This window comes from Streptomyces sp. NPDC000404, assembly GCF_040300365.1.
Classification (GTDB): Bacteria; Actinomycetota; Actinomycetes; order Streptomycetales; family Streptomycetaceae; genus Streptomyces; species Streptomyces ramulosus.
The window spans coordinates 263,545-281,605 of the sequence record NZ_JBEPDN010000004.1 but is presented as its reverse complement, the minus strand read 5'-3'; the positions used below and the strand labels follow the sequence as shown (position 1 = coordinate 281,605).

General features: G+C 70.8%; 11 protein-coding genes and 1 pseudogene. 7 read left to right on the top strand and 5 right to left on the bottom strand.

The genetic code is table 11. The features are described from left to right. Window positions 1–10: 10 nt before the first annotated feature. Together ABT345_RS09335 and ABT345_RS09330 are read right to left on the bottom strand one after the other, a co-directional pair. A complete protein-coding gene (locus tag ABT345_RS09335; protein WP_345087783.1) occupies window positions 11–2,947 on the bottom strand; it encodes an FAD-binding and (Fe-S)-binding domain-containing protein in 2,937 nt (978 codons plus the stop codon). Window positions 2,948–2,999: 52 nt separating this feature from the next. After that, window positions 3,000–3,389, bottom strand: coding sequence for a MarR family winged helix-turn-helix transcriptional regulator (locus ABT345_RS09330; protein ID WP_345088153.1), 390 nt, complete (start codon window positions 3,387–3,389; stop codon window positions 3,000–3,002). 231 nt (window positions 3,390–3,620) lie between these two features. Here ABT345_RS09330 and ABT345_RS09325 point away from each other — a divergent pair, with 231 nt between their 5' ends. From ABT345_RS09325 to ABT345_RS09310, 4 genes and pseudogenes are all read left to right on the top strand, one after another. After that, window positions 3,621–5,495 (top strand): ABC transporter ATP-binding protein, encoded by a 1,875-nt coding sequence (locus tag ABT345_RS09325; protein ID WP_345087781.1) that lies wholly within the window; start codon window positions 3,621–3,623, stop codon window positions 5,493–5,495. Between the two features lie 352 nt (window positions 5,496–5,847). Beyond that, window positions 5,848–6,033, top strand: coding sequence for a hypothetical protein (locus ABT345_RS09320; RefSeq protein ID WP_345087779.1), 186 nt, complete (start codon window positions 5,848–5,850; stop codon window positions 6,031–6,033). Window positions 6,034–6,231: 198 nt separating this feature from the next. After that, complete coding sequence (locus ABT345_RS09315; protein WP_386458889.1) at window positions 6,232–7,608, top strand: MFS transporter; 1,377 nt, start codon at window positions 6,232–6,234, stop codon at window positions 7,606–7,608. 244 nt (window positions 7,609–7,852) lie between these two features. Beyond that, a pseudogene (locus ABT345_RS09310) lies at window positions 7,853–8,612 on the top strand (IS5 family transposase). A gap of 177 nt (window positions 8,613–8,789) precedes the next feature. On the opposite strand, the gene ABT345_RS09305 reads toward ABT345_RS09310, so the two are convergent. Together ABT345_RS09305 and ABT345_RS09300 are read right to left on the bottom strand one after the other, a co-directional pair. Continuing rightward, window positions 8,790–9,950, bottom strand: coding sequence for a serine/threonine-protein kinase (locus tag ABT345_RS09305; RefSeq protein WP_345087775.1), 1,161 nt, complete (start codon window positions 9,948–9,950; stop codon window positions 8,790–8,792). 43 nt (window positions 9,951–9,993) lie between these two features. Beyond that, complete coding sequence (locus ABT345_RS09300; protein WP_345087773.1) at window positions 9,994–11,757, bottom strand: hypothetical protein; 1,764 nt, start codon at window positions 11,755–11,757, stop codon at window positions 9,994–9,996. Window positions 11,758–11,935: 178 nt separating this feature from the next. On the opposite strand from ABT345_RS09300, the gene ABT345_RS09295 reads away from it, so the two are divergent. Continuing rightward, window positions 11,936–12,685, top strand: a complete 750-nt coding sequence (locus tag ABT345_RS09295; RefSeq protein ID WP_345087771.1) for an SAVMC3_10250 family protein — start codon at window positions 11,936–11,938, stop codon at window positions 12,683–12,685. Between the two features lie 510 nt (window positions 12,686–13,195). Here the strand turns inward: ABT345_RS09295 and ABT345_RS09290 are convergent. Beyond that, on the bottom strand, window positions 13,196–14,911 hold the full coding sequence (locus tag ABT345_RS09290) for a helix-turn-helix domain-containing protein (RefSeq protein ID WP_345087769.1): 1,716 nt from the start codon (window positions 14,909–14,911) through the stop codon (window positions 13,196–13,198). An 86-nt stretch (window positions 14,912–14,997) separates the two neighbouring features. Between ABT345_RS09290 and ABT345_RS09285 the strand changes: the two genes are divergently transcribed. Together ABT345_RS09285 and ABT345_RS09280 are read left to right on the top strand one after the other, a co-directional pair. Then, window positions 14,998–16,407: an FAD-binding oxidoreductase gene (locus ABT345_RS09285; RefSeq protein WP_345087767.1), complete on the top strand. Its 1,410-nt coding sequence runs from the start codon at window positions 14,998–15,000 to the stop codon at window positions 16,405–16,407. Then, complete coding sequence (locus tag ABT345_RS09280) at window positions 16,404–17,909, top strand: carboxylesterase/lipase family protein (RefSeq protein WP_345087765.1); 1,506 nt, start codon at window positions 16,404–16,406, stop codon at window positions 17,907–17,909. The genes ABT345_RS09285 and ABT345_RS09280 overlap by 4 nt, the downstream gene beginning before the upstream one ends. The last annotated feature ends 152 nt before the right edge of the window (window positions 17,910–18,061 follow it).

The following is an 18,061-nucleotide window of genomic DNA, read 5'->3' as shown; positions in this document are numbered from 1 at the left end:
GCACCCCGCCTCAGCCGGCGTCCGGCCGCGTCGCCCGCTCCAGCTCCGTCAGCACCGAGCGGTAGCGCGGCCTGCCGAGCGCATGGTCCATGCCGACCTCGCACATCCGGTTCGCCGACAGATACGCGTCCCACTCCCGGGCGGCGACCTCCGCGGCTTCCAGGGCGGTCGCCGACTCCGTCAGCTCCCGGTGCAGCATCCCGCGGTCCCCGGCGAACGCGCAGCACCCGGCGTCGTCCGGCACCACCACCTCCGCCGCGCACGCCTCGGCCACCTGCCGCAGCTCCGCCTCGTCGCCGAGATGCTGTATGGAGCAGGTGGGGTGGAGCACCGCGGAGCCGGTGCGGCGGCGGATCTCCAGGCGCGGCAGCAGCTCGCGGGCGGCCCACACCACCGAGTCGACGACGGTCAGCTCCGCGTGCAGCGCGCGGCCTGCGGGCGTCAGATACGGCACCACCTCCCGGGCGATGCCGAGCGTGCAGGACGACGCGTCGACGACCAGCGGCAGCCGTCCGCCCGCGGTCCAGCCCCAGGCCGCCTCGACGATGCGGTTGGCCATCACCACGTTGCCCCGTTCGTAGCCCTTGGAGTGCCAGATCGTGGCGCAGCACGTACCGGTGACGTCCGGCGGGAGCCACACGGGCGCACCGGCCCGCCGCGCCAGCTCCACCACCGCCTCCGGCAGCGACGGGCCCGTATCGCCCGCCGGGCCGCCGAAGATGCGGTTGACGCACGCCGGGTAGTAGACCGCGGTGGCCGTCGTCCGCTCGGTGGCGGGCAGTTCGCGGGCCGCGGCGCCGGGCAGCTGCGGCAGCCAGCGCGGGACGAGATCGGGGCGGACGGCCCTGCGGGCGGCGTCGGTGAATCGCGTGAGCCACCGGTCGTCGAGGCGTTCGGCGGCGGCGACGGCCAGCCGTGCGGCCCGTTCGACGCGCCCGAAGTGCCGGGCCGCCAGCGCCGCCGCCCGCTCCTCGCGCGGCGAGTGCCGCCGGTGGCGGAAGTCCCTCATCAGCGCACCGGTGTCGATGCCCACCGGACAGGCCAGCTTGCAGGTCGAATCGCCCGCACAGGTGTCGACGGCGTCGTAGCCGTACGCGTCGAGCAGCGCGTCGGTGACCCGGGACGCGGGCGGCTGCCGCAGCATCTCGCGGCGCAGCACGATGCGTTGCCGGGGCGTGGTCGTCAGGTCCTCGCTGGGGCAGGTCGGTTCGCAGAAGCCGCACTCGATGCAGGGGTCGGCGACCGCCTCGACGGTGGGGATGGTCTTCAGACCGCGCAGATGCGCCTTCGGGTCGCGGTCGAGGAGGACGCGCGGGGCGAGGATGCCGTGCGGGTCGAGGGTGCGCTTGATCCGCCACATCAACTCCGTGGCGCGCGGCCCCCATTCGCGCTCCAGGAACGGCGCGATGTTCCGCCCGGTGGCGTGCTCCGCCTTGAGGGAGCCGTCGAACCGGTCGGTGACCAGCGTGCAGAACGCGTCCATGAACGCGGCGTAGCGGGCCACGTCGTCGGGGCGGGCGGCGTCGAAGGCGAGCAGGAAGTGGAGGTTGCCGTGGGCGGCGTGCCCGGCGACCGCCGCGTCGAAGCCGTGCCGCGCCTGGAGGTCCAGCAGCGCGGTGCAGGCGTCGGCGAGCCGGTCCGGCGGCACCGCGAAGTCCTCGGTGATCAGCGTGGTGCCGGACGGCCGGGAGCCGCCGACCGCCGTCACGAACGCCTTACGGGCCTTCCAGTGGCCGCCGATGACCGCCGGGTCGCGGGTGAAGGCGTTGGTGACGGAGGCGACCGGCGTGACCAGCTCCAGCCCGTCCAGCAGCCGACCGGCCGCCGCCAACCGCGCGGCGGCAGCCTCCTCGTCGGACTCCCGGAACTCCACCAGCAGCGCGGCGGTCTCCTTCGGCAGCCGCGCCCAGTCGGCCGGCACCCCGGCCACGCTCACCGACGCCCGCAGCGTGTTGCCGTCCATCAGCTCCACCGCCCGCGCGCCCGCGTCGTTGAAGCCGGGGACGGCGGCGGCCGCGGCGCGCAGCGTGGGGAAGAACAGCAGCGCGCTCACCGGGTACCGCTCCAGCGGCAGCGTGTCGAAGACGGTCTCGGCGACGAAGGCGAGCGTGCCCTCCGAACCGACCGCCAGACCCCGCAGGATCCCGGCGGGCGTGGCGCCGTCGAGGAACGCGTCGAGTCGGTAGCCGTTGGTGTTCTTCAGCGTGTACTTGGCGCGGATACGGGCCACCAGCTCCGCGTCCGCCTCGATCGTCGCCTTGATCCGCAGCAGCCCGGCGCACAGCTCCGGCTCGGCGTGCGCCAGCAGGTCGTCGGCGTCCGGCTCACCGGTGTCGACGAGCGTGCCGGACGGCAGCACCAGCGTCACCGACGCCAGCGTCCGGTAGGAGTTGCGGGTGGTCCCGGCGGTCATCCCCGACGCGTTGTTGGCGACCACGCCGCCGAGGGTGCAGGCGACGGCGCTGGCCGGGTCGGGGCCGAGCACCCGGCCGTGGCGGGCGAGCGCCGCGTTGGCCCGCAGCACCGTCGTCCCGGGCCGGATCCGGGCGCGGGCCCCGCCGTCCAGCACCTCCATGCCCCGCCAGTGCCGCCGCACGTCGACGAGGATGTCCTCGCCCTGCGCCTGCCCGTTGAGGGAGGTACCGGCCGCCCGCAGGACGACATGCCGGCCCTTGCCGTGGGCGTAGGAGAAGACGGCGGAGATGTCGTCGACGTCCGCGGCGAGGACGACGACCTGCGGGACGAAGCGGTAGGGGCTGGCGTCGGAGGCGTAGCGGACCAGGTCGGAGACGGTGTGCAGCACCTTGTCCGCGCCCAGCAGCGCGATCAGGTCGCCGCGCAGCGGTTCGGGGGTGCCGCCCGCGCGCTCCGGAGGAACCCGGTCCGGGGCGGCGCCGCCGGTCGGGGCGGGCCGCAGGGCCTCCGGTTTCGGCTCCAGCAGGGGCATGGGACTCCTCCGGTCGGCTCGTGCCCGGCCCGCCGGGCGGACGACGGGGCGGTCAGCGGTGCGGGCCCTCCCGGTCGACCAGGGCGGCCAGCAGCCCGCCGAGCGTGTCGCGCTGCTCGGCACTCAACGGGGCCAGGATGTCCTCCGCGGCGCTGCGACGTGCGCTGCGCAGCGCGTCGAGCGTGGCGCGCCCCGTGCCGGTCAGCTCGACCCGGACCACCCGCCGGTTGGCGGGATCGGGGACGCGGCGCACCGCACCCTGTTCCTCCAGGGCGTCGACCAGTGTGGTCACCGCACGGGGCACCACCTCCAGGCGCGCGGCGAGGTCGGCCATCCGGGGCGGGGCGTCGCCGTAATGGGCCACCACCCGCAGCAGCCGCGACTGGGCGGGCGTGAAGGCGAGGTCGAGCTGCGCCATGTGGTGCTTCTGGGCGCGGTGCATCCGGCGGGTCAGCCGGACCAGCTGCTCGGCGACGTGCGCGCCACCGGGCGCGGGACCGGCCGCCGGGTAGGTCGCCGGGTCGGTCGCGTGGGCCGGGTCCGGCGCGGGCGTCGGGGCGGGGGAGGACATGCCCCGAGGCTATCAGGACAGGGTTCATTATGAGCTTAGGTAACAATCGGCTAGGCTCCGGGAAATCCACGGAATGTGCACCCGACACCCTCGAAGGAGCCCATGCGCCGCGACGAACCCGAGTGGACCCCACCGGCCAAGGACCCGGACGCCCCGGACCAGCCCGTCCCGGTCCGGCGGATCCTCGCCCTCTTCCGTCCCTACCGCGCCCGGCTGGCCACCGTCGGCCTGCTGGTCGCCGCCTCCTCGCTGGTCTCGGTGGCCGGACCGTTCCTGCTGCGCGAGATCCTCGACGTGGCGATCCCCGGGCGCCGCACCGGCCTGCTCACCCTGCTCGCCCTCGGCATGATCCTCGCCGCCGTGACCAACAGCGTCTTCGGCGTCCTGCAGACCCTCCTCTCCACCACCGTCGGCCAGCGCGTCATGCACGATCTGCGCACCTCGGTCTACGCCAAGCTCCAGCGGATGCCGCTGGCGTTCTTCACCCGCACCCGCACCGGCGAGGTGCAGTCACGGATCGCCAACGACATCGGCGGTATGCAGGCCACGGTCACCTCCACCGCCACCTCGCTGGTCTCCAACCTCACCTCGGTGGTCGCCACCGTCGTCGCGATGCTCGCCCTCGACTGGCGGCTGACCTGCGTCTCCCTGCTTCTGCTCCCGCTCTTCGTCGCGATCAGCCGCCGGGTCGGCAACGAACGCAAGAAGATCACCTCACAGCGCCAGAAGCAGCTGGCCGCGATGTCCGCGATGGTCACCGAATCCCTCTCGGTCAGCGGCATCCTGCTGGGCCGCACCATGGGCCGCGCCGATTCCCTCACCCGCGGCTTCGCCGACGAGTCCGAGCGCCTGGTCGGCCTGGAGGTCCGCGCCAGCATGGCCGGACGCTGGCGGATGGCCACCATCGGCATCGTCATGGCCGCCATGCCCGCGCTCATCTACTGGGCCGCCGGACTCGTCCTGCAACTGGGCGGCCCCGCCTTCTCCCTCGGCACCCTCGTCGCCTTCGTCACCCTCCAGCAGGGCCTGCTGCGCCCCACCGTCTCGCTGCTCTCCACCGGCGTGCAGATGCAGACCTCCCTCGCGCTCTTCCAGCGGATCTTCGAATACCTCGACCTGCCCGTCCCGCTGGCCGAACCGGAGCGCCCCGTCCCCCTCGCCGCACCCCGCGGCGACCTCCGTTTCGAGAACGTCTCCTTCGCCTACGACACCGCCGCCGCGCCCACCCTGAGCGACATCGACCTCACCGTCCCGGCGGGCAGCAGCCTCGCCGTCGTCGGCGCCACCGGCAGCGGCAAGAGCACCCTGAGCTATCTCGTGCCGCGCCTGTACGACGTGAGTGCGGGCCGGGTCACCCTCGACGGCACCGACGTCCGCGACCTCGGCTTCGACACCCTCGCCCGCGCGATCGGCGTCGTCTCCCAGGAGACGTACCTCTTCCACGCCTCGGTCGCCGACAACCTGCGGTTCGCCAAGCCCGACGCGAGCGACGAGGAGATCGAACGCGCCGCCCGCGCCGCCCAGATCCACGACCACATAGCCGCCCTGCCCGACGGCTACGACACCCTCGTCGGCGAGCGCGGCTACCGCTTCTCCGGCGGCGAGAAGCAGCGCCTGGCGCTGGCCCGCACCATCCTGCGCGACCCGCCGGTCCTCGTCCTCGACGAGGCGACCAGTGCCCTCGACACCCGCACCGAACACGCCGTGCAGCAGGCCATCGACGCGCTCAGCGCGGGCCGCACCACGGTCACCATCGCCCACCGGCTCTCCACCGTCCGCGACGCCGACCAGATCGTCGTCCTCGACCGCGGCCGCATCGCCGAACGCGGCACCCACGCCGAACTCCTCGCCGCCGACGGCCGCTACGCCGCCCTGCTGCGCCGCGAGGCCCACCGCGCACCCGCCGCCGACCAGGGTGATCCATGCCTCACCACCCGTGGCGATTCCCCGGTGCCGCAACAAGTGACTCGCGGGTAGGGTCGGGCGCGCGGCGGCCGGTTCAACGGTCGGGGCGGCCGCCGCACCCTTCCCCGGCGCAGGGCCGACGGCCGTCGGGCGACCGGAATCGGCGCCGGGGCGGCGAGAGACCATCCGTTCGTCACTCTCTGCAACTCCCCGGCCCCTTCCGGTGTTTCCTTCTGTGAGCGACGCGGCGAACGGCGTGCGAGCCGGCCGGCAGCCGCGGACATTCATTGCCGTTTCCTTTCGGCCGCCGCAGACCCTGGCGGACGGCCGCCCGGCCGGTACATGATCACGGGACGGCCCGGCCCGCACCGGAAGCGGCCGGACGGCAAAGCCACGGAACGGACGCAGAACCGAGCGGAGGATCATGCCGAGTGCGGAACACACCGAACCCCTGACGAGGGGCGCGCCCGGCCGCTCGCCCTCGCCGGTACGCCAACTCGCCGCCGCCTCCGTCGGCAACGCGGTCGAGTGGTTCGATTGGTTCCCCTGCACGGACGCCCAGGAAGTCTACCTGGGTGCCCCGTACCTGCATCGCCGCAGGTCGAGCTGAACATATGACTGTTCATTCATGTGCGGGTGCTGCTGGGCTTTGCCGCCTCTGGCCGGGTCGATGCTGACTGTTTGCTGACTTTTCTGACGAGTCGTCAGGGGTGCTGCGGGCGCCTGAGCTGGGTCCGTGCGAGGTGCGACTTCTGGAGAGGAAGGCGCGGCGTAATCGTCGTGCTGGAAGACGGGGAGATGCGTGATCATGACAGCTTTCAGAGAACGGCCCGCGCGTGAGGGTGGGTCGGATTCCCCCGCTGAGGGGCCTCAAGTCGACGCCGTGTCCCCTCCGGTGCGTCCGGTACGGCAGTTGCTCGCCGCCTCGGTCGGAAATGCGGTCGAATGGTTCGATTGGTATACATATACGTTCCTGGCCACGTACATCGCCGCGCAGATCTTCCCCAAAGACGCGGCGAATTCGCTGGTGCCGCTGCTCGCGACGTTCGCGGTCTTCGCGGTGGGGTTCTTCATGCGGCCCATCGGCGGGCTGCTGATGGGCGCGATCGCCGACCGGCGCGGCCGCCGGGCGGCGCTGACGGTGACCATTTTGCTGATGGGCGGCAGCAGCCTCCTGGTGGGGCTGACGCCGACGTACGCCGCCGCCGGGATCCTCGCGCCGGTCGTCCTCGTCCTGGCCCGGCTGCTGCAAGGGCTGTCGGTGGGCGGTGAGTTCGCCGCGTCGACCACGTTCCTCGTGGAGTCGGCCGGGCCCGGGCGGCGGGGACTCTTCTCCAGCTTCCAGTACGTGTCGACGACCTTCGGGCAGCTCGTCGCGTCCGGTGTCGCGGCGCTCCTCGTCGCGAAGCTCGCGCCCGCCACCATGGACAGCTGGGGCTGGCGGGTTCCGTTCATACTGGGCGCGCTCCTGAGCCTCGTGGGCTTCTGGGTTCGGCGCGGCGCGCACGAGACGCTTCCCCGAGCTCTCAACTCCGTTCGAGCAGGGGAGACCCCAATCGCGGAGCAGGCCCAGGCGCCCCGGCCGGGTCTCTTCGAGGCGCTGCGCCGCCATCCGCGCGAGTCGCTGCTGATCTGCGGGATCACGGCGGGCGGCACGCTGGCGTACTACACATGGACGTCGTATCTGCCGACGTACGCCGAGCTCAACGCCGGGGTGGCGAAGGCGGACGCGCTGCTGGCGGGCACCCTCTCGCTGACGTTCTTCGCCGCGCTGCAGCCCATAGCCGGCATGGTCTCCGACCGCTTCGGACGCAAGCCGCTGCTGCTGATGTTCGGGCTCGGCTTCGCCGCGCTGTGCGTGCCGCTGCTGCGTGCGCTCGACGGCTCCTTCGTCACGCTGCTGCTCGTGCAGTGCGCGGGCATGATCCTGCTGAGTGGCTTCACGGCCGTCTCGGCAGCCGTGAACGCGGAGACGTTCCCGGCGCGGGTGCGCGCCGCGGGCATCGGCTTCCCCTACTCCCTCACCGTCGCCCTCTTCGGCGGCACGGCCCCCTATATAGGCACGCTGTTCAAGGACTTGGGCCAGGCCGGTCTCTTCCCCGTGTACGTGGCCGTGCTGTGCCTGGTCTCCTCCGCCGTCTACCTGCGGCTGCCCGAGACGGCCTACCGAACGTTGGAGAGGTGAGAGTGCCAGGACATGGCCCCCGGAGCAGGAAGACCGCCCTGGGGCGGGTCCTTGAGCAGGTAAGCCGGGGCGAGAGGCGGCGCGACGATCGTCTGTGACATCTGAGTGCCCCGCGCCAGTGTCTCTGGAGCGTCCACAGCGGGAAGGGGCATGAGGTAAGACGTCGTTTCCTTTGGGGCTGTGGGCCGTTGTACTGGGCATGACGAGTCTTGCTGAGCGGATGGTGCCCGAGGAGTAATGGGAGCTGTTCCGGCGGGTGGTGCGGGAGAAGGTGGCCGTACGTCCGCAGGGAGGAGGACGCCGACGAGCCGGGGACCGCGAGTGCCTGGCAGCGATCATTTTCGTCGCCACTTCCGGTTGTTCCTGGCGGCAGTTGCTGCCAGTGTTCGGGCTGGCCTGACCTACCGTCTACTGCCGCTTCGCCAGTGGTCCAAGGCCCGCGTCTGGGCCCGCCTGCACCGCGTCATCCTCGACGAACTCGGGGCCGCCGGTGAGCTGGACTGGTCACGGTGCTCGATCGACTCCGTCAGCATCCGGGGCTTCAAAGGGGCTCTTGACGGGACCGAATCCGACCGGTCGCGGCAAGAACGGATCGAAAATCCACCTCATCGTCGATCGCAATGGCCTACCCCTCGAGGTCGGCATCTCCGGAGCCAACCCCCACGACAGCCTGGCCCTGCACGCTCTGGTCTGTTCCATCACGCCCGTCCGTAGTCCCCGCGGACCACGTCGGCGACGACCGGACAAGCTGCACGGCGACAAGGGCTATGACTACGACCACCAGCGCCGATGACTCCGAGCACGCGGCATGGCACCTCGCATAGCCCGCCAGGAAGGAGTCCTCGCAGCGACTGGACCGACACCGTTGGGTCGTCGAGCGCACCATGTCCTGGCTTTCCGGCTGCCGCCGGTTGCACCGACGCTACGAGCGCAAGCCCGAGCACTTCCTGGCCTTCACCGCCATAACCACCAGCCTGATCGACTACCGCCGACTCACCAAGTGAAACGACGTCTAAGCGGAGCTCCGCGCTGCGCGATGAGTTGGGAGCTGCTGCCGATAGACGATGCTTCACGAGCTGACATAGGGGTGCCTGATTACGCTTCGACACTCGAAGACGCTGGCGGCCGAAGGCAGCCCAGGGTCCCCTATGAGGGCGGAAAGATCCGTTTGAAGACAGCTGTTAGTTTGCGGGGGTTGCGCGGTTCCATCGTGCGAGGCCTTCGAAGGCGTCCAGCGTGCGGACATCGAATGGCCCGAAGAGCATCTGGCAGTCTTGGGCGAGCTTGTTGTACATGGCTGCTGCTCCGCGGGTGTCACCTGACTGGCCGGTGACCTCGGCGTGTTCGGTGCGTGCATCGATCAGTGGCTGATCGCTGGGATCGTGAAGGAGTTCCAGCTCGAAGATCCGCAGGTCCAGCGCTTCGATGCGTTTGGAGAAGCTGGCGTTGTCACCCTGAGTGTCGGGTATGTCGGCCCGGCCTGCGGCGTCCGTGATGTTGAGGGCATTGAGGATTTCGCCTACCGCATGTGCCACCGTCTGAGCGTTCTTGGGGCGCTCCGCTGGGTCCTTCGCCAGGAGGGCGCGGGTGAGGCTGTCGAGTTGAGCGGGGACTCCTGGGCGGTGGGCGCTCGGGGGCGCCGGCGCGTCGTCCTGATGCATCCGGCCCACAGTCAGGGCATCGTCCTGGTGGCTTCCGAAGGGCGGGTGTCCCGTCAGCATCTCGTAGAGGACGCAGCCCACGGAGTACAGGTCGCTGCTTACGCTGCCCGTTTCCCCGTGCCACCGCTCAGGTGCTTTATATAGCGGGGTGCCTGCTGCGATGTGGGTCTGGGTGACGTCGGTCAGGTACGCCAGTCCGAAGTCGACAAGCTTTACGTCTCCCTGTCGCGTAATCATGATGTTCTCAGGCTTGATGTCGCGGTGGATCACTTCAGCGGTGTGCGCAGCGTCGAGTCCTTCGCAGATCTGTCGTATCCACCGTGCGGTGCGTTCCAGCGGGAGCCGCGGCCCGCACCTGAGATGTCCGGCGAGGGATTTGCCCTCGACATACTCCATAACGATGTAAAAATCGCCGCTGTGTTCACCGCTGTCGTAGATGTGGGCGACACGCGGATGGTTGACCCGAGCCATGGCCCGGGCCTCCCGCTGAAACATTCTCGCGGTCGACTCGGCGAACTCTGTGGGGGCACCCTGCTGCAAGAGGCGACGCCGTGCAAGGAACTTTAGTGCCACGGTGCGGCCCAGTCTTGTGTCTTCGGCTGTCCACACATCGCCCATGGCGCCACTGACGGGGCCTTCCTTCGGCCTGAAACGGCCACCGATCAGTGTGAAGTTGTCCACCCTTGCCCTTTCTTGCCCGTCACCTTGCGTGTCGCACTTGTGGTCAGTGCTGCTTGGGGGCCCCGCCCCAGAGGGTGAGGTCGGCCAGGTCCTGCATGCCCTCGTGCCATTCGGCGAAAAAATCCTCCCGCTGTTGTAGTGCGGTGGCCAGGGTCGCGACGGCCTCATTGCGGGCTTGGTCGCCCTGCTCGCGCACGTGTCTCTTGCGCAGGGGAATACCGAAGACCTCCCATAGAATCCAGACGACCGCGGTGAGGATGAAGAGGAAGAAGAGCCCCCGCCATGCGCCGTCGACGAACGGCACCACGAGCGTTCCGGTGACGACCCCGAACAGTAGTGCGCCGAAGACGCGCGGCCAGCGGCGCACCACGGCGTCCGAGCGGGCCTGAGTCTGTCGCTCAAGGCGCGCGGCGAGGCCGTTGACGAGCGGGCCCGGGGGCACGTGCTGGTTCGGATCCGTCGGCAGGGTCACGGAATGTCGTGCCACGCTCAGGGTGACGGTAGGGGGGAGCTGACGCTCGGACTCAGCGATGATTCGGCGGGTGGTGCTTTTCAGGCTTGGCCAGATAGCGCGGAGGGCCATGCGGCGGGCTGCGGCGCCCAGCCGTGCCTCGTCAGGTTCGAAAACGGCCTGATCCAGGAGTGCCGTGAAGGTCACCGGCTCGGCTTCCGGGCCCGGAACCGACACGTGTGCCTGGCCGGCCGCCTTCAGGTCTCCGTCATGTTCGATGATGCGCTCAAGCCTCCGCATTTGCTCAAGCAGGTGGGCCTCGTCGGGCTCGAGCTGGTTGATCAGCCGCTCCAGGGCGCTCTCGACGTGGCGGCCGCCACTGACGGGTCGGTCGAATCCGTCCGGGCCGTCGGGAAACGTGAGCCGAAGGTAGGCAAGGGTCCTTCCGGGCACGGTCGCGAGTTCCCAGCCGTGCCGGAGGGCGTCCCACTGGTTTCCGCAGGTCTGGCGCAGCGCCGCGTACCCGTCTTCGGGCAACCGGCGGCGCATACCGCGCAGTCGAGCTGCCCACTGGGTGGAGGTTGGTGTGTGGTGCATGCTCTGGTTCCACCCCGCCATGGCTTGCCGGGCGTAGCCGAGCGTTTCCTCTCCCAGGTCGTTGCTGGCGATGGCGTCCAGGACGACGCAGAAGTCCTGACCGAGTTCCTCAGGGTTGAGCGACTGGAGGTAGGTGTCCATCCAGGAAGCCGCTTCGGTCTCATTCCCCAGGCGGGAGGAGGTCAGAGCGAAGAAGAGGTGGGCCTTGGCAGCGTCCAGGGTGGATGCATGCGACTTGGCGCGGTCACCCTGCTCGGTGTCGCTGCGGAAGTTGGCGGCCACCGCCATCATCGCAGGGGCCAGCCAGTAGGTCGGCTCGAGGAGCATTCGTTCCTCGGCGCAGGCCCGTACCGTGGTGGTGTTGACCATCTTCTTGTGCACGGCCTGAGCTGTGAGAGTGTGGACCAGCCCTCGGGCCAGAGCGCGGGTCTGCTTTCGCTGGGCGAAATCTGCCTGGAAGACAGTGGTCAGACGGGTCAGCTCGGCTTGAGCCCGGGCCACCTCGCGGTCGCGGCCGTACTGCTCGATGAAGGAGTTCAGGGCCTCGCGGGTGTCGGTGACCGCTCTCTCCAGCCCCGCGACCTCTTGACGTACCTCGGTGACGTCACCGTGCAGCTCATAGACGTGGGCACGTACGCCGTGCAAGCTCTTCTCGAAGGTGTCCAGCCTGTCGTCATGGCGGACCTGTTCTTGACCTACTCCCTCCAGCTGGTCGGCGAGCCGAGCCAGGGCTGAGTCCGTCTCGATCCGATCCTCCATGACATCCCCCGAGGTCATCGCGGCAGTGCGGCACTTACTTCTTCATTATCGATTGCACACCCGTGGCATGCGGCCAACTGGCTTGAAAAGGCCAGGTAGTCGGACTTTGACGGCCGGTGTCGGTGTGGCGTGGCAGCATGGTGCGTAATGGAGCCAGCACACCTGACGGGAACGCGCCTTGCGTGAGATCGCTTATCTGTCGGAGGCAAAACTGCGACAGTTCGTGCCTGAGCCTCGGCGTCTGCCGAGGGCCAGCGCCCTTCGCCTGACCACGCCGTTCGGTGGTATTGATATGGATGCGTCAACCACGGACGGGGAGCGTGGGCATCTGCGGCATTTGCGGGAGGTACACCAGCATCTGGAGAGCGTTGCGGGGTGGTACACCGAGGCTGAACTGCGGCCCGGTCAGTGGGTGATGTTCGAAACCCCCTTGAGGTGCGTGACACTCAGCGGCGCCCACCAAGATCTCGTGGTATTCGTGGACTCGGCACGAGCACAGGGCACAGATCGTGCGACAGTCGGAGACTGTCGGCTGCTGATGCACGGATCTGCCCGGCATTTGCGGGGCTGGACGCCGTTGCTGGTGGACGGCCCCGATCTGAAGATAACGGCCTCCGCTTCGAGTCTTGGCGAGTCCTTCGTCACTCGGGCCGGCCAAGTCGTCGCGGCACTCACCCGGCACCGTGAGCCGCTGCCTGAGGATGAGCAGTCACCTGGAACAGCCCCCGAACTGCACGGAAGAGGCGTCCAAGCACTGTTGCATGCCCTGGACCGGGAAGACTCCGGCATCGATACATCCACGGTGATGACCGGCTATGCGCGAGTTACGGGGATTCTTCCGAAGACCGACACCACCTCCCGGTGCTTGGTAGCAAGTCCGCTTATCGTGGAGTATGCGGCAACTGTCACCGAGCAGGGGCCTGCGTGAACACTGTGACCGGAGAAATCGCTACTACGTCATAACGGCTTCAGGACCTGGGTCCGAAAGACCGGTCGGCTGAAATCCTGTGCACGGTGCGTTCAGTCAACTCGTGTAGCGGGACTCCGAGCCGGGTGGCAATCTCGAAGGCGAGCATCTAAGAGTCTGTCTTTCAAAAGGATCGTTCCCATAGCAGGAATGTCGCGAGACTGGCCGCTGCCTCGTAGGAGGCAGCGGTCTTGCCGTATCTGGTGGCGATGCCACGGAAGCCTTTGAGTTGGTTGAAACAGCGCTCGGCGACGTTAGGGCGCGTGTGGCGCAGAACTCGCCGTGCTGAGGCTTGTGACGTACGGCGTCGGCCAGCGCCTCGTCCACTACGGGGCGGGAGCCGGACGCACCATGGGACTGGGGAGCCGACGGGTACGTCGCAGGGGCGTGCTGCTCCTGGGCCTGGGCGCGTGGTGCGCACGGGCCCGGACCGGACTGCTCGCGGGCCGGGGTCCGATGCCGGGCGGTGCCTCACCCCTCCGTCGCGTCCAGTGCGTCACTCGCCGTCTTGAGGTGGAGCAGCATCTGCAGTTCCAGTGCCCTCTCCGGAGTGCGCCAGCCCTCGCCGAGCAGGCGGTCCACGGTCGCCAGACGCTGGTAGAGCGTGTTCACGTGGATCGCGAGTGCGGTGGCCGCCGGACGGGGACGGCGGCCGTGGTCCAGGAACGCGCGCAGCGTCTCCAGCAGTGGCACCGCGCCGCGTTGCTGCTCGGCCCGCACGGGGCCCAGCACATCGTCGAACGCCTGGTCCAGGTCGCGTCGCCCGGTGTGGCCGAGCAGGATGCGGTAGAGCCCGAGCTGTCCGGCGGTGGCGGCCTCGCCGGTGCGCCCCAGCGTTTTCAGCGCACTGAGCGTCTGGCGTGCCTCGTGGAAGCAGCGCCGCAGCTCCTCCTGCCCGCGGGCGGGCCCGGCGACCCCGGCTGTCGGGGCGCCCGCGCCGCGCGGCCACTCCCGTCGGACCGTGTCGGGATCGGCGGGGGCCACGACGAGCAGCTGACCGCCGTGCTCGGCGACGACCGCGCCCGCCAGCGACGAGGCCCGCTCGACGTGCGCCCGTGCGGAGGCGGGCGCGACGACGAGCACCGCGTACGGCGCCTGTGCGTCCAGCCCCGCCCGGCGCAGGGCGCGCGGGCGATCCGACGCCGTGGTGAGCAGGTCGACGAGGTGCGCCGCGCGGGTGTGCCGGGACGCCTCGGCCACCGCCTGCTCGGCGACCAGCGCGAGCGCGAGCGCCGGGGCGGCCCGTTCGAGCAGCAGCCGGTCGTCGGGCGCGGGCTCGCCGTCGAGGACGAGCGCGCCGAAGCGCCGTTCCCCCGCCACGACCGGCTGCCCCGTGGTCGCGGAGTGCGCCGGCGGTTCGGGTTCCGGGACGAAGCGAACCTCCCCGCTCGTCATCGAGCCGATCTCGGTGAGCAGCTCCTCGACCCCGCCGCCGCCGAGCACCACCCGCGTCAGCCGCTGGTCCCAGCGCAGCGTCTGCTCCAGCTCCTCGGTGCGGCGCGCGAGCTGGTCGTTGGCGGCGTTGAGCGTGCCCATGGCGGTGGCCTTCTCGATCGCGCTGGCCGCGTGCGCCGCCAGCGCCGACAGCAAGGTCGCCTCGTGTTCGGTGAAGTCCCGCTCCTGCCGCTTGCCCGCGAACAGGGCGCCCAGGACGCGGCCGCGCAGATGCAGCGGAACCCCGAGCAGCCCGCGCATGTTCTCGGCGCGCGCCGCGGTGTCCGCGCTCTCGTCGTGACGGAAACGCCGCTCCCGCCGGTAGTCCGCCGTCCAGCGGGGTGCGGCGTGCTCGATCACCTCACCGGTCAGCCCGACCGACAGCGGGATCACGACGCCGGCCAGTCCCGGGGTGAACGCGCCGCTGGTGACCTTCAGCCGCAGGTGCCCGTCCTCGATCAGACCGAGGTAGGCCAGGTCGACGTCGAGCAACCGGCGTGCCTGGCCGACGATCTCCGGGAGCATGTCGTCCGGCGCCTGGAAGGTGGCCAACCGGATCGCGATCTCGTTGAGCGCGGCCAGCTCGGCCGCCCGCTGCGCCTGCTGCCGCAGCTCCATGGCGAGGCGCAGCGCCTGCGCGGTCTCGCGGTCGGCCGCCTCGGGGCCCCGTGTCCGGGCCAGGGCGTCGCCGTGCCGCTGCAATTCGTCCGGCGCCGCGTCGCGCAGCAACAGGTCCAGCCACGACTCATCCATCAGTGGACGCTCCATCCATTGACCACCGGGAATGGTAGCCGGTTCAGCCATTGAGCCGGGTGATCCGGCGCGGCTAGCGTCGACGCATGCGCAACGAAGTGTGGCGGCGCGAGCTGACCGGTGAACTGGCCCGGGGCCTGCCCGCGGGCCGGATGCTCACCGACCCCGCCGTGGTCGCGGGCTACGCCCATGACGAGGCCGAATGGGCGCCCTACGGCACCCCCGCGGCGGTGGTCCGGCCGCGCACCGCCGAGGAGGTGCGCCACGTCGTCCAGGTCTGCCTGCGGCTCGGCGCCCCGATCGTGCCGCGCGGCGCGGGCACCGGACTGTCCGGCGGGGCGAACGCGATCGAGGACTGCGTCGTCGTGTCCACCGAGGCGATGACGGCGATCAAGGAGATCGACGCGCGCGAGCGGCTCGCGGTGGTCGAGCCGGGGGTCGTCAACGACCACCTGCGCGCGGCCTGCTCCGAGCACGGCCTGTGGTACCCGCCGGATCCGGCGAGCGCACCGTGGTCGACGCTCGGCGGCAACGTCGCGACCAACGCGGGCGGCCTGTGCTGCGTCAAGTACGGCGTCACCCGCGACTACGTGCTCGGCCTGCAGTTCGTGACCGGGACGGGCGAGCTGGTGCGCGTCGGCCGCCGCACCGCCAAGGGCGTCGCGGGCTACGACCTGGCCGGGCTCATGGTCGGCTCCGAGGGCACGCTCGGCATCATCACCGAGATCACCGTCCGGCTGCGCCCGGCGCGGGAGTCCGAGCACACGGTCGCGGGCCACTTCTCGTCGGTGGTCGACGCCGGGCACGCGGTCGCCGCCGTCGCCGAGGCGGGACTGATGCCCTCCGCGCTGGAACTCGTCGACCGGCACTGCCTGGCCGCCGTCGACGAGTGGAAGCACATGGGGCTGTCGACCGAGGCCGATGTGCTGCTGCTCGGCCGGACCGACAGCGCGGGCCCGGCCGGCGAGGCGGAGGCGGACGCGATGGTGGCCTGCTTCGAGCGGGCGGGGGCGACGTTCGCGGTGCGCTCGACCGACCGGTACGAGGCCGACGCGCTGTTCGAGGCGCGGCGCCTGGCCTACCCGGCGCTCGAACGCCTGGGCCCGGTGCTGACCGAGGACGTCTGTGTGCCGAAGGCCGCGGTGCCCGAGATGCTGGCCCGCATCGAGGAGGCCGCGGCCCGCCACGACACCCTGATCGCCAACATCGCCCACGCCGGCGACGGCAACCTCCACCCGCTGCTGATCACCCGGCCCGGCGACGAGGCCGCGAAACGGCGCGCCCAGGCCGCGTTCGAGGACATCATCGCCGCCGCGCTGGAACTCGGCGGGACGGTGACCGGCGAGCACGGGGTCGGGCTGCTCAAACGGGACGGCTTCGGCACCGAGGCCGGCCCCGCCGTGCTCGCACTCCACCGGGCCGTCAAGGACGCACTGGATCCCCACCGGATCTTCAATCCGGGCAAGGTAATGGCTCATCAGCAGGAAGGGACGTGACGGTGGAACCGGTCGTCCACATCGGTGCGCGGTCGGTCAGGGGCACCGCGGCGGAAGGGGTCCGGGTCTTCCGGGGCATCCCGTACGCCGCCGCGCCGACGGGTGCGGACCGCTTCGCGGCGCCGCGGCCCGCCGACTGGACGGGCGAGTTCGACGCGCGTGCCTTCGGCCCGACCGCGCCGCAGTTCGACCTCGCCGGCATCCCCGGGCTGCCCGACCTGAGCGTGATCTTCGGCGCCGGCTGGATACGCGGCGAGGACTACCTCAACCTCAACGTCTGGACCCCGGAGGGCGCCGCGGGCGGCCTGCCGGTGATGGTGTTCCTCCACGGCGGCTCGTTCACCGGCGGCTCAGGCCGGGACGTCAGCTACGACGGCACCCGCTTCGCCCAGGACGGCGTGGTGCTGGTGACGGTCAACTACCGGCTCGGCGTGCCGGGTTTCCTGCACCTGCCGGACGCGCCGGACAACCGCGGGCTGCGCGATCAGATCGCCGCGCTTGAGTGGGTGCGCGAGCACATCGCGGCCTTCGGCGGCGATCCGGACGCCGTCACGGTCTTCGGCGAGTCCGCGGGCGCGCTCTGCGTGGGTGCGCTGCTCGCCGCCGCCCCGGCGGGCCTGTTCCGCCGAGCGATCGTCCAGAGCGGCGGCGCCTCGCAGGCGATGCCCGTCGCGCAGGCCGAGCGGGTGACCGCGCAGCTCGCCGGGCAGCTCGGGGTGCCCGCGACGGTCGAGGGCTTCGCGGCGGTCCCCGACGAGACTCTCGTCGAGGCGGTGATGCAGCTCGGCGGGGCTCCGTTCGAACCCACCGCGGACGGCGGGCGCGACCCCCTGATGGGACTGACGAAGCTCGGCCCGGTGATCGACGGCGATCTGCTCACCGAGCAGCCCGTCGACGCGGTCCGGGCCGGCGCCGCCGCCGGCGTCGACGTGCTCGCCGGGTCGAACAGCGAGGAGATGCACCTCTATCTCGTCGCGCTGCCCTCCCCGGAGACGACCGAGCCGCTCCTGCAGGCCGCGGCCCGCACGCTGCACCCCGACCCGGCCGCCCTCCTCGACGCCTACCGCGGCGCCGGCCGGGGCAGCACCCCGCTCGAACTCCTCAGCGCCATCGGTACGGACTACATGTTCGCGGTGCCGACCGCGCGCCTCGTCGAGGCACACGCCCCGCATCCGGGCGGCACCTGGCGCTACGAGTTCACCTGGCGCTCTCCCGGATACGACGGCACGCTCGGCGCCTGCCACGGCCTCGAACTCCCCTTCATGTTCGACAACATCGGCCGCGTGGACTACGGGGTGCTCGATGTCCGGCAGGACGACGAGGCCGTACGTGAGCTGGCCGCGCGCATGCACGCGAGCTGGGTCGCCTTCGCCCGGGACGGCGATCCGGGCTGGCCGCGCTGCACACCCGAGACCTCCGTGGTGCAACGGATCGGCGCCGAATGGACCCTCACGACGACGGCGGACGGGCCGGAGAAGGAACTCTGGCAGGGCATTCGCTGAACGTCCGCAGATGACGGAGCGGTGCGGCCCGGCAGGACGGACGTCCTCCCGGGCCGCACCGCCGCAGCGCGCCAACCCCACCCGTTCGTCCGGCCGTTGTGGCCCGCCCGGACGCATCCGCCTCGACGGCACCGCTCCGCACGGCATCACGA

What these genes read in the sequence shown, in the direction of transcription:
- ABT345_RS09335 (WP_345087783.1), bottom strand. Translation starts at nt 2,947, where the DNA reads ATGCCCCTGCTGGAGCCGAAACCGGAGGCCCTGCGGCCCGCCCCGACC.
- ABT345_RS09330 (WP_345088153.1), bottom strand. Translation starts at nt 3,389, where the DNA reads ATGCACCGCGCCCAGAAGCACCACATGGCGCAGCTCGACCTCGCCTTC.
- ABT345_RS09325 (WP_345087781.1), top strand. Translation starts at nt 3,621, where the DNA reads ATGCGCCGCGACGAACCCGAGTGGACCCCACCGGCCAAGGACCCGGAC.
- ABT345_RS09320 (WP_345087779.1), top strand. Translation starts at nt 5,848, where the DNA reads ATGCCGAGTGCGGAACACACCGAACCCCTGACGAGGGGCGCGCCCGGC.
- ABT345_RS09315 (WP_386458889.1), top strand. Translation starts at nt 6,232, where the DNA reads ATGACAGCTTTCAGAGAACGGCCCGCGCGTGAGGGTGGGTCGGATTCC.
- ABT345_RS09300 (WP_345087773.1), bottom strand. Translation starts at nt 11,757, where the DNA reads ATGGAGGATCGGATCGAGACGGACTCAGCCCTGGCTCGGCTCGCCGAC.
- ABT345_RS09290 (WP_345087769.1), bottom strand. Translation starts at nt 14,911, where the DNA reads ATGGATGAGTCGTGGCTGGACCTGTTGCTGCGCGACGCGGCGCCGGAC.
- ABT345_RS09285 (WP_345087767.1), top strand. Translation starts at nt 14,998, where the DNA reads ATGCGCAACGAAGTGTGGCGGCGCGAGCTGACCGGTGAACTGGCCCGG.